The sequence below is a fragment of the Colwellia sp. 5_MG-2023 genome (assembly GCF_030547795.1).
GTDB lineage: Bacteria > Pseudomonadota > Gammaproteobacteria > Enterobacterales > Alteromonadaceae > Colwellia.
Map to the genome: position 1 here is coordinate 74,469 of NZ_JAUOPW010000015.1, position 16,902 is coordinate 91,370.

General features: G+C 35.3%; 9 protein-coding genes. 4 read left to right on the top strand and 5 right to left on the bottom strand.

Annotated elements, in window-relative coordinates; all coding sequences use genetic code 11:
• Window positions 1-17: 17 nt before the first annotated feature.
• Complete coding sequence (gene dsbB, locus Q4496_RS11365; RefSeq protein ID WP_303601834.1) at window positions 18-536, bottom strand: disulfide bond formation protein DsbB; 519 nt, start codon at window positions 534-536, stop codon at window positions 18-20.
• A gap of 137 nt (window positions 537-673) precedes the next feature.
• Window positions 674-2,071, bottom strand: coding sequence for a sodium:proton antiporter NhaD (gene nhaD / locus Q4496_RS11370; RefSeq protein ID WP_215974560.1), 1,398 nt, complete (start codon window positions 2,069-2,071; stop codon window positions 674-676).
• 846 nt (window positions 2,072-2,917) lie between these two features.
• On the opposite strand from nhaD, the gene acs reads away from it, so the two are divergent.
• On the top strand, window positions 2,918-4,864 hold the full coding sequence (gene acs / locus Q4496_RS11375; RefSeq protein WP_215974559.1) for an acetate--CoA ligase: 1,947 nt from the start codon (window positions 2,918-2,920) through the stop codon (window positions 4,862-4,864).
• Window positions 4,865-4,962: 98 nt separating this feature from the next.
• Here the strand turns inward: acs and Q4496_RS11380 are convergent, their stop codons facing one another.
• Complete coding sequence (locus Q4496_RS11380) at window positions 4,963-5,886, bottom strand: Ppx/GppA family phosphatase (RefSeq protein ID WP_303610474.1); 924 nt, start codon at window positions 5,884-5,886, stop codon at window positions 4,963-4,965.
• Entirely contained in the window at window positions 5,886-8,027 is a 2,142-nt protein-coding gene (ppk1, locus tag Q4496_RS11385; RefSeq protein WP_215974557.1) for a polyphosphate kinase 1, read from the bottom strand. Before ppk1 ends, Q4496_RS11380 begins: the two co-directional genes overlap by 1 nt.
• Window positions 8,028-8,314: 287 nt before the next feature.
• On the opposite strand from ppk1, the gene Q4496_RS11390 reads away from it, so the two are divergent.
• The 3 genes from Q4496_RS11390 to Q4496_RS11400 all read left to right on the top strand — a co-directional run bounded on the left by Q4496_RS11390 (window position 8,315) and on the right by Q4496_RS11400 (window position 16,321).
• Window positions 8,315-11,128: a hypothetical protein gene (locus Q4496_RS11390; protein WP_303610469.1), complete on the top strand. Its 2,814-nt coding sequence runs from the start codon at window positions 8,315-8,317 to the stop codon at window positions 11,126-11,128.
• A gap of 132 nt (window positions 11,129-11,260) precedes the next feature.
• Window positions 11,261-13,927, top strand: a complete 2,667-nt coding sequence (locus tag Q4496_RS11395; protein WP_215974555.1) for a TonB-dependent receptor — start codon at window positions 11,261-11,263, stop codon at window positions 13,925-13,927.
• Between the two features lie 888 nt (window positions 13,928-14,815).
• On the top strand, window positions 14,816-16,321 hold the full coding sequence (locus Q4496_RS11400) for a PAS domain-containing methyl-accepting chemotaxis protein (protein ID WP_303610470.1): 1,506 nt from the start codon (window positions 14,816-14,818) through the stop codon (window positions 16,319-16,321).
• Here Q4496_RS11400 and Q4496_RS11405 read toward each other — a convergent pair.
• Window positions 16,318-16,902 (bottom strand): IS982 family transposase (locus tag Q4496_RS11405; RefSeq protein WP_303610471.1); only part of this gene is annotated, 585 nt, incomplete at its 5' end. The two genes, Q4496_RS11400 and Q4496_RS11405, sit on opposite strands and share 4 nt — an antisense overlap.

The window sequence follows — 16,902 nt, forward strand, 5'->3', positions numbered from 1 at the left end:
TAATTTAACGATAACGTTTACAGTTTTTTACTGTGTATTAATCTATTTAATAAAATAATACCAAAAGCGATTGTATAAAATCCAAAAACAACAGTCATCCACTGCGGCATACTGTAACCTAAAAATTGCCAATCGATATCTCCACAACTACCCGTTGCTTCAAATAAAAATGGGAGCCATTCGTGTAATGGTGCCCATGTTGGGAAATTAGGTACAAATTCACAACTAAAGAATAATGAACCTGAGTTGCTTTGCATTTCTATATGCTCTAACGCTATTAATAAGCCCCAAATAGCACCAACACCCCATAAAGCATAAGCTATTATTCTGGTGAGTAAAAAGCGTGAACCGGCAATGCCAATCACACCCGCGATAATAATTGCACAAATTGCAAGGCGTTGATATACACACATGATGCAAGGTGCTAAGTCCATTGCATATTGAAAATATAAAGCGCATAACTCGAAAGCTAAGGCCGATATGGTTAATAATAACCAAGATTTTGAACGAGTGGTTAAATCACTTAAAAATTTCATTTTTTTCCTAATAATTCTTATGATAACGATGCTTATAAATATAAAAAAAGCTTCTAAATTACCTTGAAGTAAAAAGTAGAAGCTTTTAATCATAACAACTAATTATCAATGTTGTTATCTGAAATTGTTACAATTTTTTAGCCGTTAATTAATAAGTGAGTATAAATACTAGCAGCGTAGCCTAAGGCAATAACAGGAGTCCATTTTAGGTGACTAAAGAAAGTGTAGTAACCTCTTGCTTGTCCCATTAAAGCGACACCAGCAGCAGAGCCAATAGATAATAAGCTACCTCCAACTCCAGCCGTTAATGTTACTAGTAACCATTGCATATGTGACATATCAGGATTCATAGTTAACACTGCAAACATTACCGGGATGTTATCAACAATCGCAGATAAAATACCCACAAGTATATTAGCATTCGTTGCTCCAAGCTGACCATACATAAATTCAGATGTTATGCCTAAATAACCAATAAAACCTAAACCACCAACAGCTAAAATTACGCCATAGAAGAAGAATAATGTATCCCATTCTGCTTTGGCAATTTTATCAAAAATATCAAAATCATCTTCAATTTGGTGGCTTGTTGGCATATCTGATTTATCAATTTCACCTTGTCCAGATCTACGAAGGTAGTAAGCAAAAAACTTCAGGTATGCCAGACCCAGCATCATACCGTATACCGGAGGTAAGTTAATAAATGTATGGAAAGATACTGCTGTGATAATTGTTAAAAGGAATAAGCCAACAATCACTAAACCACCTTGTTTGATTGATGTAACGTGCTCTGATTCAGTTGACGGATTACCTTTAGGTAAAAAGAATTGCATAATAAAAGCAGGAATAAAAAAGTTAACGACAGCAGGAATGAATAATGCAAAAAATTCGTTAAACTCTACCATGCCTTTTTGCCAAACCATTAACGTTGTAATATCACCAAATGGGCTAAACGCGCCACCAGCGTTTGCACCAACAACAATATTAATACAACTCATGCCAATAAATTTAGGCTCGTCTTTACCTACGGCAATAACCACTGCACACATAATTAAAGCGGTCGTTAAGTTATCAGCAACTGGGGAAATAAAGAAAGCAAGAATACCGGTTAACCAAAAGAGTGTTTTATAACTATATCCTTTGGCAACTAACCAATCACGTAATGAGTCAAATACATTACGCTCTAACATAGCATTGATGTAGGTCATAGCAACAAGTAAGAAGAAAAAGAGTTCAGCATATTCAAGAAAGTTATGGCGAATGGCTACTTCAGCAGAGTGCGGCATTCCTTGAGAGCTGTAATGAAAGGCAATAAGTATCCAAATTAACCCAGCCGCGAGTAACACAGGTTTAGATTTTCTTAAGTGTAATTGTTCCTCTAAAATAACTAAAGTATAAGCAATTACAAAAATAGCTATTGCGGCATAACCAACCCAATGAGCGGTTAAATTTAAGGTTTGATGCGAAGCATCAGATGCAAAGGCAATACTAGGTGCAAGCAGTAGTGCCACTAAAATGAATAAAAGTTGTTTCATGCTTATTCTCTAGGTTTTGAGTAAGAGGAGGTTTTGATTTTTTGCAGATTCTAGCAAAACCTAGCTAAAATGATATATAAAAGCTGGCTAAATACTATTCATTTCATTAATACTCATGATACAAATTATTGTTTCAGTATATTTTAAATTGCACTTTTATTATTTCTTTGTTGCTCAAATAGTAATCCAAACTGTCTTTTTTTACACTATTTCGGTTGATATATGTGCTGTGTATCAGGGACGTGTTAATCTTTTAGTGCACAAGATTTTAATTACGCTCCTTAGAAAATAATAAGTAGCATATTACTATTGGCCTTTCTGTATAGCGCTGTGTTGTTACTCAGGTTAGTTTATCTCATTAGCTAAGCTAAATATCTTAGAGTATGTTTGCTGCTTGATAGGTTACTGTAAAATAGGTTTGTTGATTTGTTAGGGATTTGATCTTTTTTTCTCTTTTGATAAATTATTAAGGCTAACTTATATGCAACGATGATTTTATATGTGTCAATTTTTTGTAATTCATTAATTGTATAATTAACATTCAATAACCTTATGAGTTAGGAGATGGCGAAGTGACAATATTGTCGACACCCATTGTCAATGCTAATGTACGCGTTAAAATAAAATGGCTTTAGCCTATAAAAACATTAAATATAAGATTCTGAACGTATGCCTAAAATGAGTACTATTTATATAGTTTCCAACTAAAGGTGTATTTGCTTAAGACTAAAGGCGTATATGAAAACCAACGTAAAATACTTAGCATAAACACAATCTTACTTATTTAGATAAAGTAAAAAATAAAAATTATTATATTGGGTGTTAACCCCCAAGAAGGAATAACTTATGAATGAATTAAAACCTTGTTACCCTGTATCAGAGAAAGCCAAAGCTAATACGCATATTGATAGCGCAACTTACGATGCTATGTATAAGCAATCTATCGAACAGCCAGATGTATTTTGGGGAGAGCAAGCAAAAGAGTTTATTGACTGGTACCAACCTTGGGATAGCGTAAGTAAAGTTGATTTGAAAAATTCTGAAATCAATTGGTTCTCAGGCGGTAAACTTAATGTGAGTTACAACTGTATTGATCGCCATTTAGCGACCAAGGCAAATGATACCGCGATTATCTTTGAAGGCGATGATCCAAGTGAAGATTTACAGGTAACTTATCAAGAGCTTCATGATCATGTTTGTCGTTTTGCTAATTTACTAAAAGAACGTGGCGTTAAAAAAGGTGATCGTGTTTGTATTTACATGCCAATGATTCCTGAAGTAGGTTATGCCATGTTAGCCTGTGCTCGAATTGGTGCTATTCATTCTGTTATTTTTGGTGGTTTCTCTACCGAAGCTATTAAAGCTCGCGTTATGGATGCTGAATGCCAAGTAGTTATCACTGCTGATGAAAGCTTACGCGGTGGTAAGCGTATTCCACTTAAAGCGAATGTTGATGCTGCAGTTGCAGAATGCCCTCAAGTTCACTCTGTTATTGTCGTTGCTCGCACAGGTGGTGATGTTGCTTGGAATGAAAAGACAGATATTAATTATGAAGAAGCTGTAGCAAGACAAGAAGCCGTATGTGAGCCAGAAGTCATGGATGCTGAAGATCCACTATTTGTTTTATATACGTCAGGCTCGACTGGAACACCAAAAGGTGTTGTACATACTTGTGGTGGTTATATTTTATATGCAGCAATGACACATAAGTATGTATTTGATTATCAAGAAGGCGAAATTTACTGGTGTACTGCTGATGCAGGTTGGATCACTGGCCATTCTTATATTTTTTACGGCCCATTAGCAAACGGTGCTACCACTTTAGTTTTTGAAGGTGTACCAACATACCCTGATGCTGGACGTTTCTGGCAAGTCTGTGAAAAACATAAAGTGAATGTATTCTATACTGCACCAACAGCTATTCGTGCTTTAATGAGTGTAGGTGATGAATTTGTTGAGAAATATGATCTTTCATCATTACGTTTACTTGGTTCTGTAGGTGAGCCAATTAACCCTGAAGCTTGGCATTGGTATTATGAAGTTGTAGGTAAAAGTAATTGTCCAATTGTTGATACTTGGTGGCAAACAGAAACAGGTGGTATTTTAATTACTTCGTTACCTGGTGCTGTAGATATGAAACCTGGTTGTGCAGGTAAACCATTCTTTGGTGTTCAACCAGCATTATTTGATAAAGATGGTAATACCCTTGAAGGTGAAAACCAAGGCTTATTAGTAATGACAGCTAGCTGGCCAGGACAACTTCGTACTGTTTATGGTGATCATGATCGCTTCTACCAAACTTATTTAGGTCAATACCCGGGTAATTACTTTACTGGTGATGGTGCAAAACGTGATGAAGATGGTTTCTATTGGATCACTGGTCGTGTTGACGATGTCCTAAACGTTTCAGGTCATCGTCTAGGTACTGCTGAAATTGAAAGTGCTTTAGTACTTCATCCAGCTGTTGCTGAAGCGGCTGTTGTTGGTTATCCTCATGAAATTAAAGGCCAAGGTGTATATTGCTATGTTACTTTGATGGCAAATGCGCAAGAGTCAGATGAACTTAATGCAGAGCTAAAAGATTTTGTGGCTAAAGAGCTAGGTCGCTTTGCAAAACCTGATTACGTGCAATGGGCACCAGGTTTACCTAAAACACGTTCAGGTAAGATTATGCGTCGTATATTGCGTAAAATTGCTGAAAATGACGTCGATACGTTAGGCGATACTTCAACATTAGCGGATCCAAGTGTTGTTGATAACTTAATAACAAAACGTATTGTTCATGCTGGTTAATACTATTGTTAATTAACAATGTATCTGTCTGATTGGTACAACATAAATAAAAAGGCTGTTTATTAACAGCCTTTTTATTTTTTCAATACTATTTTATATTATTGTGTAAACCTTAGCTGATGTAATAAACCTTCACGAACACCACCAGAATTGTATTTAAGCATGTCAATATTAAGTAGTTCAAAGCAGGGTATTAAAATAGCAATTGCTGGCGCTAATAAAGGGCGACGTTTATCACTTAAGTTGGCAAACGCTATATTATCGTGATGACCCCAATTAATAAGTTGTGACTTTATTCTATATAATCGCTTGAGTGTAATATTACTATCGTCGTATAACTCTTTCATTATACGAGTTATTGCTTTTATTGAACCAGACGATCCTAGGGTTTGCTCCCAGCCAAAACTATTGTATTCAAGCGATATACTACCTAGAACTTGTTTACTATAAAGTTCCGCTGCAAACATTAATTCTTCGCTTATTTTCCCCGAATGAAAAAATCGTTGGCTAAAACTGACGCAACCTATGTCTAAGCTTCGGGTCAAGTTAGGGCTTAATGCTTGACCTATAATAAATTCGGTACTTCCACCGCCTATATCAATAATTAAGGTCGGTTGATTTATTATTTGCGTATAGGCAACACCTAAAAAAATCAATTCAGCTTCACGTTCCCCTGAAATAATATTTATAGGGTGGGGCATAACTGTGATTGCTTGCTCAAGAAATTGTTGACTGTTTTGAGCTTGCCGTAAAGCATAAGTCGCCACTATCATTACTTGACAGTTAGGTAATTGAGCAAAAGAGTCTGCAAAGCTCTTTAGACAATCCATGGCCAAAGTCATACTTTGATCATTAATGGTGCCTTCTCTTTCTAAACTGGCTGCTAATCTAATAGATTGCTTCTGTTTATAAATTACCTCAGTATGATTGTTTTGCTCACGAACAATAATTAAATGGAAGCTATTTGAGCCCAGATCAATCGCTACAAAATGTTTTACACTAGTAGATTCATTTAATATCATCAAGCAGGCTCTTTTTTTAAAATAAAATTATCCATGATACTCATATCTTTACTCTGTTCTATAGTTTCTGTTAGTTCAGTGGTTTTTACTAATTCATCATTTTGCTTAGTTAAATAACGATAAATAGCCATTTGAGAACGAACCTTCTCATTACAATGGTTAGGTGGATAGAGATTACGTTGTTCACTATCAATTATTCTGGCTTTGGTGTTGTCTGCAAGTTGAATATTGATAATATCGATAATTTGTTTTTTTACATCATGGCAATAAATTGGACAGGTTACCTCAACCCTTTCTTCAATGTTACGATTCATCCAGTCGGCAGATGAAAGTAATACTTTTTGATTGCCTTTTTGTTCGAAAATAGCAACTCGAGGATGCTCTAAAAATCTATCTATAATTGATATGACTTGAATATTTTCACTTTGTTCTTTAATTCCTGCAACTAATGTACATATACCACGAATAATTAATTTAATTGGAACGCCGGCATTACTCGCTTGGTAGAGTTTATTAATTAAACTGTGATCTACTAAATTATTAACTTTAAGCGTTATGCCACTTTTATGATTATTTTTGGCAGCACTTATTTCTTGATCAATGAGATCAACAAAACTAGCACGTGAATTAATAGGTGAAATAATAAGATGTTCAAATGTGAACTTTTGGTATGGGCTTTTAATAAACTTAAATACTTGTGCGACTTCTTCCGTTAATTCAGGACGACAAGTAAATAAACTGAAATCAGTATAAATTTTAGCATTTTTTTCATGAAAGTTACCACTGCCTATATGCGCGTAACGCACTAAGCCACTCTCTTCTTTACGTGTAATCAAACAAATTTTTGCATGAACTTTTAAATTCGGAATCCCAAAGGTAACTTTAGCACCGGCGTTTGTTAATATTTCAGCCCAATTTAAATTTGCTTGTTCGTCAAACCTAGCTCTTAACTCTATATTTACTGTGGTTTGTTTACCATTTTTAACCGCTTCAATCAGCGCGGCAACAACACGGGATTTCTTAGCCACACGATAAAGTGATATTTCAATGCTAACAACCTTAGGATCATAAGCTGCTTGCCTTAACCATTCCGTAAAGTGAGAAAATTTATGGTAAGGATAATAAAGTAAAATATCTTTATTAGCCATTGCAGTAAAAGCATTAGGATGATTACGAAAATCTTTATGTTCTATAGCTGACATTTTTTCGTAAGAGAGTGATTTATTACCAACATCAGGAAATTCAATAAAATCTTTAAAACTATGATAACGCCCACCTGAAACAAGTCTTTGATTCGAAGTAATATTTAGCTTTTGTTTAAGCACAGATAGCATGTCGGCCGGCATTTTTTTGTCATATACCAAACGAACCGGCTCTGCGTTAATTCGTTTGCGTAAACTGGTATTCATTTGTTCAAACAGACTTTGGCTAAATTCATTACTTAAATCAAACTCAGCATCACGGGTAAGCTTCATTGAATAGGCATGAATATAGTCGAACTCGAAAAAATCGACAAATATTTGTTTGAGACTGTGCCGTATTATATTGTCGAGTAGAATAATACTCGAACTTTCATCGTCACTGTTGGTGTATTTAGGTAATTTTACAAAGCGAGGTACATTACTACTGGGCACTTCTATTAAGGCATACTGGCTATGGTTATTGATAGTCATAGCAACCATTAAATAAGTCGAGTCGTCTTTTATATTATCTTTTAAATTAATATTTTCAGTTAAAATAAGCGGGAAAATATGGCGACGTAGTTTATCTTTATAATAAGTATCAAGCCAAGCTTCTTCTTCCTGACTAAGTTGCATTTCATTAATTAAATTAATATCTTGCTCTGATAACTTATTGAGTAATGTTAAATAGGTATCGTCAAATATTAATTGTAATTCAATGACCTTTTGCTGAATAAGATCATAAAGCTCACGCGCTTGTTTTTTCTCTGACACTGATTTTGCTATGTATATTTTTCTTCTTACATTAGCAACGCGAACACGATAAAACTCATCCATATTACTGGAATATATTCCTAAAAATCTCAAGCGCTCTAATAAAGGAACACTAATATCTTGAGCTTCTTGTAATACTCGGTGGTTAAATGATAACCAGCTGAGCTCTTTCTCAATAAACTTCATTAATATACTCCATAAAGTTAAGGGGCATTTATAAAGCTAAAACACTAAAGAAGTAATGTTTCAAATTAATGACAAGTGTAATTAAGCATAAAACGGGATTGATTATTTTCTTAAGTGAAATATAGATAACGCCCACAGCCCTTGATGCGCAATCTCTGTCATTAAAATGAAATATAACTGTAAAGAAACAGTCATATTTCTAAAACATTTCTGTCATTTTTCTCTTGTAGCATGTTGGAAAAATTAATTAGTCCTTTAATAAAACAACTAACTCTTCGGAGAGAAACATGAAATTGAATAAGATCTTTAAGCACAGCGCAACCAATGTTGCTATTGTAACTGCTCTATCTCTTGGTCTTGCTGCTTGTGGTGGTGATATAAACCTTGAGTCAAATGTAGATAATTCAGTCGGTGATACAGTTGTAACGAATCCGTCACCAACGACTCCAACGACACCTGATGAAGTGTTACCGGGTAAGGCGAATTCTGCATTGAGCACACAAGTTTCTGCTGCACTAGGTTTTGATGTTCAAATACAAGTACTTGATACAAGAATTACAGAAAGCACAACGTTAGTGGCGAACGACAGTAATGGTAATGCTGTTATGTACGCTTTAAGTGGTGGTGTAGATGTTGGTGGTTTATCTGCTAATAAACAAGCACGTGGTGTTGATGATGTGGTATTAACAATTGAACCAGGCACAGTTATTTTTGGTCAATCTGGTAATGACTATTTAGTTATTCACCGTGATGCAAAGATAATGGCTGAAGGTACTGAAACTAACCCAATCATCATGACATCTTTACAAGACGTTCAAGGTGAAACAACGGATTCAGGTCAATGGGGTGGTTTAGTTATTCTAGGTAATGCACCATCAAATAAATGTCCAACTGATGGTAGCGATTGTGCGCTACAAGTTGAAGGTGTTGGTGAAGGTGCTGTATTTGGCGGTACTGATTGGGAAGATGATTCAGGTGCATTAAAGTATCTAGTTGTTAAATATGCAGGTTATGAAATTGCCCCTGATAATGAATTAAACGGTATTACTTTTGGTGGTGTTGGCTCAGGTACTTCTGTTGACTATATTCAAGTTCACAGCAATGCTGATGATGGCGTTGAATTTTTTGGTGGTGCTGTTAACGCAAAACATTTAGTTTTGACAGGCAACAAAGACGATAGTGTTGATTGGGATAATGGTTATAAAGGTATGCTACAGCATATTTATATTGAGCATGCTAATAATTCTGGTGAAGCTAACCGTGCTATTGAAGCAGATAATGACGGTAGTGACCCAAGTAAAGAGCCACAGTCTAACCCAATAATTTCGAATATGACCATTATTGGTAATAACTTCGACACAGCGGATAAAGATTCCGAAGGTATTTATTTACGTGAAGGAACCGCAGCGAAAATATTTAATACTGTTATCACTGGCCCGAGCGAAATGGGTGAGTGTTTAGAATTTGAAGCTGGGATCACGGTAGATAATGCCAATAGCGGCAAAATCGTTATGGAAAATGTCATTATGGCATGTGAAGGAGAAAACTTTAAAGACTCCACTTCATTTGATATGGAAGCATGGTTTAGTGCTGAATCTTCAAACAGTATTAGTTCGTCAATTTTAATTAGTGAATCAGGTGTACCTGATAGTGGTTCTCCACTCATTGCAGCTAATGCAGGTCAAGATGTTGCTAATACTCAAAATGCATTTTTTGATACGACAGATTATGTTGGTGCACTAAATGGTACAGATGACTGGCGTCAAGGTTGGGCATTTGGTTTTGGTGGTGGTGTTGTAACGGCAACAGCTGAATCTGAAGCTGAAGGTTGTCCAACAGGTACTACACCGATTACACCAATTGATGGCGTTACGACAACCTGTCAATTAACAGGTGAAATTACTAATGATTTAACATTAACGGCCAATAATTTATATGCATTAAATGGTCCGGTATTTATTGGTGAAGATAAAGCGAATAGCGCTACTTTAACAATTGAACCAGGTACTACCATTTATGGTCGCTCAGGTGGCGATTACCTAGTTATTAGCCGTGATTCAGCCATTGAAGCTAATGGTACTGCGACTAACCCAATCACTTTTACTTCTAGTGAAGATATTGCACAAGGTGTTACTGGCTCTGGCCAATGGGGCGGTGTTGTTATTCTTGGTAATGCAAAATCAAATAAATGTCCATCAGATGGTAGTGACTGTGCATTACAGGTTGAAGGTGTAGCTGAAGGTGGTGTTTTTGGTGGTACTGATGATGAAGACAGCTCAGGTACATTGCGTTATGTTGTTGTTAAACATGCCGGTTATGAAATTGCCCCAGACAATGAGTTAAACGGTATTACTTTTGGCGGTGTAGGCTCAGGTACAACAGTAGAATATATTCAAGTACATGAAAATGCAGACGACGGTGTTGAATTCTTCGGTGGTACTGTTAATGCGAAGTATGTTGTGCTTACAGGGAATAAAGATGACAGTGTTGACTGGGATAATGGTTACCGCGGTAATTTACAGTATGTATTAGTAAAACATGCAGATAATGACGGTGAAGCTAACCGAGCAATTGAAGCTGATAACGACGGTTCAACGCCTGATAAAGAACCTCAATCTAATCCAACAATTGCTAATATGACGATTATTGGTAATGGCTTTGATACACCTGATAAAGCTTCTGAAGGTATATACTTACGTGAAGGTACTAAAGCACAGTTACATAATTTTGTTGTAACAGGTACTTCAGGCATGGGTGAATGTTTAGAACTTGAAGGCGGCAGCTCTACGGTAACAACAGACCAAGCCATAAATGGCGATACGGTTATTTCAAATTCAGTATTTGCTTGTGATGAAAACTTCAAAGATTCAAAAGCAACGGATGGCACGGTATTACTTGACGCTGAAGATTGGGTGCTGAATCAAAACGATGATAACTCAACTGCCGAAAATATGGGTACAGTACTAAACGGTATATTCACCATTGATACAACTACCCCGAAAGACTTTACAGGTAATGCTTTCTTTGACAACGCTAATCACATTGGTGCGGTAACTGAAGGAAACAACTGGACTGCTGGCTGGACTGTAGGTTTAGAGTAACAGACTAGCTAATCAAAATGCTGTAGCACAATTATTTTTATACTACAGCATTTCATACCAAACTAATCAATTGAGCACTTCTATTCATTAGTTTGGTATTAATGTTCAAATACCTAATTCATGAGGTTTACAATGAATAATAAGTTTAAATCTTTTGCTTTATCTTCTCTAACAATTGCTTTGATGGCAACAACGGGACAGGTTATAGCTGAAGAAGACGATAGCGAGGCCATTGAAGAAGTTGTGGTCAAAGCTAGTCGCTTAAAAGGTACTGCAAGTGCCGTAATGCAAGAACGTAAAAATCAAGCTTTTGTTGCCGACATTTTAGGTGCAGAGCAAATTTCTCGCACAGGCGATTCAGATGCAGCCGCTGCGCTTCGTCGTGTAACAGGTATAACACTTGTAGATGGAAAATTTATTTATGTACGTGGTCTTGGTGAACGTTTTTCAAGTACGCAATTAAATGGTGCTGCTGTACCTAGTCCTGACCCAACACGAACAGTAATACCATTAGATTTATTTCCATCGAGTATTATTGAATCCTTATCAGTACAAAAGTCTTATTCGGCCAGTATGCCAGCCCATTTTGCTGGTGGTAATGTTGATGTTCGTTTGAAAACTATTCCAACAGATTTCGTTTTTAACATGAAAGCTAAACTTGGTGGTAACACTAATAACTTTGATGACGGGCTTACTTACAATGGTGGTGGTAACGATTGGTACGGTGTTGATGATGGTACGCGAGCAGCACCAGATGATTTAACACAGTTGTGGAATAGCTATACCTCTATCAATAGTTTAGACCAAGATGAAAACCGATTAGTGGCAGCCCAGCTTAATCGCGATTATGATCCAAAAAGTGAAAGTATTAACCCAAATACAGGGTTAGATATAACGCTTGGTAATAAATTTGACTTTGATGATTTTCGTTTAGGTTTTCTTTCATCTATTTCTTATGACAATAAATGGGAAGTATCAGAAGGTTATGAAGGTCAAGATTTTACTAAAGGCTCAGATGGTGCTTGGTCTTTAGTGCGTGGTTTTGATGAAGTAGATACAACTGAACATTCAGTGCGTTTTTCTGGCATGATGAGTTTAGGCTTAGAGTACATGCGCAACCATCGCATCGATTTTACTTCATTAATACTGCATGATACTCGTGATCAAGTGAGTGATAAACGAGGTAATACTAACAACGTTTTACTGAGTGATGGTTTAAGAATTCGCGATAGTGAAGTTATCTACGAAGAACGTGAAATGATTTCGAATCAATTACGTGGCACGCATAATTTTAATGACTGGTGGGGACTCGGTGTTGATTGGTTTTATTCTGATGCACGTTCTAACCGTTATGCTCCAGGTAATATAGAAACACGTTACATTATTTCAGATGGTTATAATGGGCAACCAGAAGATGGAATCTTTGATTACGTTAATGAAAGTTCATTAAGAAAAGCTAGTACTTCTACTCGTTATACTTTTCAAGACTTAGACGATGAAGTAGAAAATTATGGTTATAATTTGTCATTGCCATTAGCTTTTTCTGGCATTGAAGTTGAATTAAAATTTGGTGGTGATTTTGTTAAAAAATCAAGAGAAGCATTTGCTCGACGTGTTGATATTAATACGTTAGCACTAAGTGATCTAGACTTAACAGGTAGTCAATTAAACACTATATTAACTGATGATGTTATTTTAAATTACCCGCTAAGTGGCAATGATAATATTATGCGTGATACGTCAATTGCCGGTGATGATTATTATTCAGGGCAAATGATTGATGCTTATTATGTCGAAGCAGATTTTTTCTTTAATGAAAAGTGGCGCGTAGTAGGTGGTGTTCGTTATGAAGATTTTAGACAAGTTGTTGCACCGCTTGATCCAGCAACAGGAAAATTTGACTTACCTTCACAACCAACAGAAGCTGACTTAGCTGATCTTGCCTTCCAAGAAGATGAATTCTTTGGTGCTTTAGCATTGACCTATATTTTAGATGATCAAATGCAATTTCGTGCATCAGTTGGCCAAACAACAATTCGTCCAGATCTTCGTGAAGTAGCCCCAGCAACTTATATTGATCCTTTAACTGGTTTCCCTATTGGTGGAACTCCTGGCGTAGAAAGTACCGACATAATTAACTATGACGTACGCTGGGAATGGTATATGGAAACAGGTGAAAACTTGTCGGTTGGCTTATTCTATAAAGATATGGATATGCCAATTGAATCGGTACAGTCACCTTCGCAAGATGGTCCATCACTTATCCGTATTGCCAATGCTGAAGACGGTTATGTTTATGGTATAGAAATGGAATTTTTGAAAGACTTTACTTTCTTAGGTGATTTAGGCCCGGTAAATGGTGCCGATCTTTTCTTATCGGGTAATGTTACGTTAAGTGATTCTGAAATCAATATTAATACCCAAAGTGTCGTTGAACAAACAGGTGTTTCTACGAGTATTTCAAATCCTACACGCAGAATGACGGGTCATTCAGAGTATGTACTTAATTTCAATCTAGGTTGGGATGCACCTAATGGCTATCATAGTGCGACATTAGTTTATAATGTGTTTGGCGAACGTATTATTATACCGGGTATTGAAGGTAAAGATGATGCATACGAGCAACCATTTCATTCACTTGATATGGTCTATACTTACTATCCTACTTTTTCTTCAACTGTAACCTTTAAAGTACAGAATATTTTAGGTAAAGATAAAGCGATAGAATTTGAAGATACGCTCATACAAAGTGAAACGAAAGGTACTCAATTTGAAGTCGCATTAAAGTGGGACTTTTAAGGTACTAGAAATTTAGTGAATCAAAAAGGAGCTTTAGTAAAGCTCCTTTTTTTATTTTAACTCTCGCGTTAAATAACCTGAGCTCGGTTTAATAAATCTTTCTCTAACAGTTATTTTTCCTTACTTCATCGTTAAATTTACTTGCGATAGACTAGCTATTAACGCGAAATCTGCCTTGAATTAAGAAAAACTATCAAGTTAGAGTAAAATATAGTTATATTATTAATAATTTCAATAAATTAAAAACATCTTAAACCGAGTTCAGGTTAAATAGGTAGGCTCATTTAGGGGGGAAAGCAGTCTCAATTTGTAAAATAGGTTGACTAATACACTTAACGATTAGATTACTTCGACTCACTTTTATTTATCAAGTCATTAATATCATAATAAAAGTACTTCATATTACCTCTGTTATTAACATACAAATTCTAATGCGAAATTCAACTAGAGTTTCGATCTATTTATCTTTTAAAGTAATTGATTTAAATATTAAAATTTTAATAGTACAAAATACGCATTATTTTAATTTGTTTGATCTAAATCAAGTCTATTTGATAAAAAAATAAAAGCCTCTCTGTAAGCCGTAATTACTTCAATAAATTGGAATATGTATAAAAAAAGGTAAATAACCGTCTTTATTAATTTAGTTTTAGCTATTTAGTTTGAATGATTTAATAGGATTATGTAAATAACATTTATTTGCTATTAAAGTTTTGTACAAAATTCGCAATGTTATGTTTTTAAAGTGATTATCCCACTAAAAGTAATGAATATTATATTACAATAAACTTCCGTTTTTAATTATAAAATATTAAGTTATGAGGCTAAATTTGGTTGTATCTTGATGATTAATATAATTAATTCAACCGTTGTATTATTGAGAATAAAATGAGTAAAGAGTTGTTGTTTTCTGAGTCTGATATATTGCTTTCAACTACTGATTTAAATAGTCATATTAAATACGCAAATACTAAATTTTGTACTATTTCTGGTTATACGTTAGATGAGTTAGTGAATAATCCTCATAATAAAGTTCGACATCCAGATATGCCAAAAGAAGCCTTTAAGGACCTTTGGTCAAGTATTCAACAAGGTAATTCTTGGATGGGGCCTGTTAAGAATCGTTGCAAAGATGGTGATTTTTATTGGGTTGATGCTTTTGTTACACCAATTAAAGATGATACTGGTAGTGTCTTTGAATATCAATCTGTTAGAACTTTACCTGATAGAAAAGTAATTGACAGAGCTAATGAAGTTTATCCGCAGCTTCACCAAGGTAAGAAACCAGCCGCTATTAAAGAAAAAGTTGATAAAACTTTATGGGTACAAGTTATTTTATTGCTCTCTGTATTACTATCTATAACAAATATTTTTGTTGAAGATAATAATACAATGATATCTATTTTACTCGCAGGGCTCATTTTTTGTGGGGCATTAATTTTTTCTTTGTGGCGCTCTCAATATCTAACTGTACTTCAAGAATCAAAAAATATTTATGATAATAATCTAATGAGTTTTTTATATTCTGGCAATAACGATAAGGTTGGAAATATTTTATTAGCTTTGAAAATGCAAGCAGCTAAAATAAAAGCTGTTGTAGGGCGTGTTTCTGACGATTCAACCATTATTAATGATGTAGCAACTCAATCTGAAAAACGGGGTAGCAATGTAGCAACAATTCTTGCGGAACAAAAAAATGAAACTGATCAGGTCGCTACTTCTATTACTCAAATGTCTTCGACCATAAGAGAAATTGCTCAAGTGATAACACTAGCTGCTGATACATCTCAGCAAGGATTGAATATTAGTAATAATGGTTTAGAAGTTGTATCTGAAACAATGAGTTCTATAAATGAATTATCTAAGCAATTAGGTGAAGTTGATATGGCTATTCATCGTTTAATTGATGGAACGAGATCAATAGAAGAAATCTTGGGTGAAATCAGCGCTATTGCTGATCAAACTAATCTTTTAGCATTGAATGCGGCTATTGAGGCTGCAAGAGCTGGAGAGCAAGGGCGTGGTTTTGCTGTTGTAGCAGAAGAAGTGAGAGCTTTAGCATCACGTTCGCAACAATCCACTGATGAAATTGGAAAATTAATTATTCAATTAAGAGCAGAATCTGATTTTGCAATTAATTCTATGTCTAAAGGACGAGATCTATCAGAAAATTGCGTGTCTATGGTAGATCAAACAGGAGTAGCTCTACGAGAAATTAATGAGGAAGTAACAGCATTAGCTGATATAAATATACAGATATCTACAGCAATAGAAGAGCAATCTATTGTTGCTGAAAATGTTAGCCTTAATATCTCATCTATTACTGATATGTCAGCCAAAAGTGAGTCTCATGGTAAAGAAGCTGTTGAGTTAAGTAACCCCAGATCGGGTTAAGCCCTAACCATAGCATTCTTCTCTACGTCATTAATATTAAGGGTTGGCTTATTTTCTTTAAGGCAATAAGCTACTAACCCTGCGAGTAAATTCAACATAAAACCATTAGGACTACGATGACGAGAATGCTCTATTTGAGATATATTCTTCAATTGATCATTTATCGTTTCAATAATAAACCGTCTAGATAGCATTGCTCTATCCCATAACGACATAGCTTTGGCTTTCATATTACGGCGCACGGTTGTTATCAAATCGACTCCTTTTTCCTTCAAACCAGCTGTTAATTTTTTGCTGATATAGCCTTTATCTGCATATAACTTTCCTTTTAAGTTTTTAGCTAAGGCTAATACTGGCTTTGTGTCATGAACATTGCCTGTAGTTAATTTAGCATCAACTATTTCTCCTTTAAAGTTAGTGACTAAATGTAGTTTGAACCCATAAAACCAACCCATTGTTCCTTTGCCACGCTCGGCTATGCCGTCAAATGTTTTGTGTCTAGGGATTCTTAAGTTATGGCATACTTTTATGCTTGTAGAGTCAATAAATTCAATACCTGTAGACTCACCTTTAAGTATTGA

Coding starts and splice junctions, on each gene's coding strand:
- dsbB (WP_303601834.1), bottom strand. CDS start 536: ATGAAATTTTTAAGTGATTTAACCACTCGTTCAAAATCTTGGTTATTA.
- nhaD (WP_215974560.1), bottom strand. CDS start 2,071: ATGAAACAACTTTTATTCATTTTAGTGGCACTACTGCTTGCACCTAGT.
- acs (WP_215974559.1), top strand. CDS start 2,918: ATGAATGAATTAAAACCTTGTTACCCTGTATCAGAGAAAGCCAAAGCT.
- Q4496_RS11380 (WP_303610474.1), bottom strand. CDS start 5,886: ATGATATTAAATGAATCTACTAGTGTAAAACATTTTGTAGCGATTGAT.
- ppk1 (WP_215974557.1), bottom strand. CDS start 8,027: ATGAAGTTTATTGAGAAAGAGCTCAGCTGGTTATCATTTAACCACCGA.
- Q4496_RS11390 (WP_303610469.1), top strand. CDS start 8,315: ATGAAATTGAATAAGATCTTTAAGCACAGCGCAACCAATGTTGCTATT.
- Q4496_RS11395 (WP_215974555.1), top strand. CDS start 11,261: ATGAATAATAAGTTTAAATCTTTTGCTTTATCTTCTCTAACAATTGCT.
- Q4496_RS11400 (WP_303610470.1), top strand. CDS start 14,816: ATGAGTAAAGAGTTGTTGTTTTCTGAGTCTGATATATTGCTTTCAACT.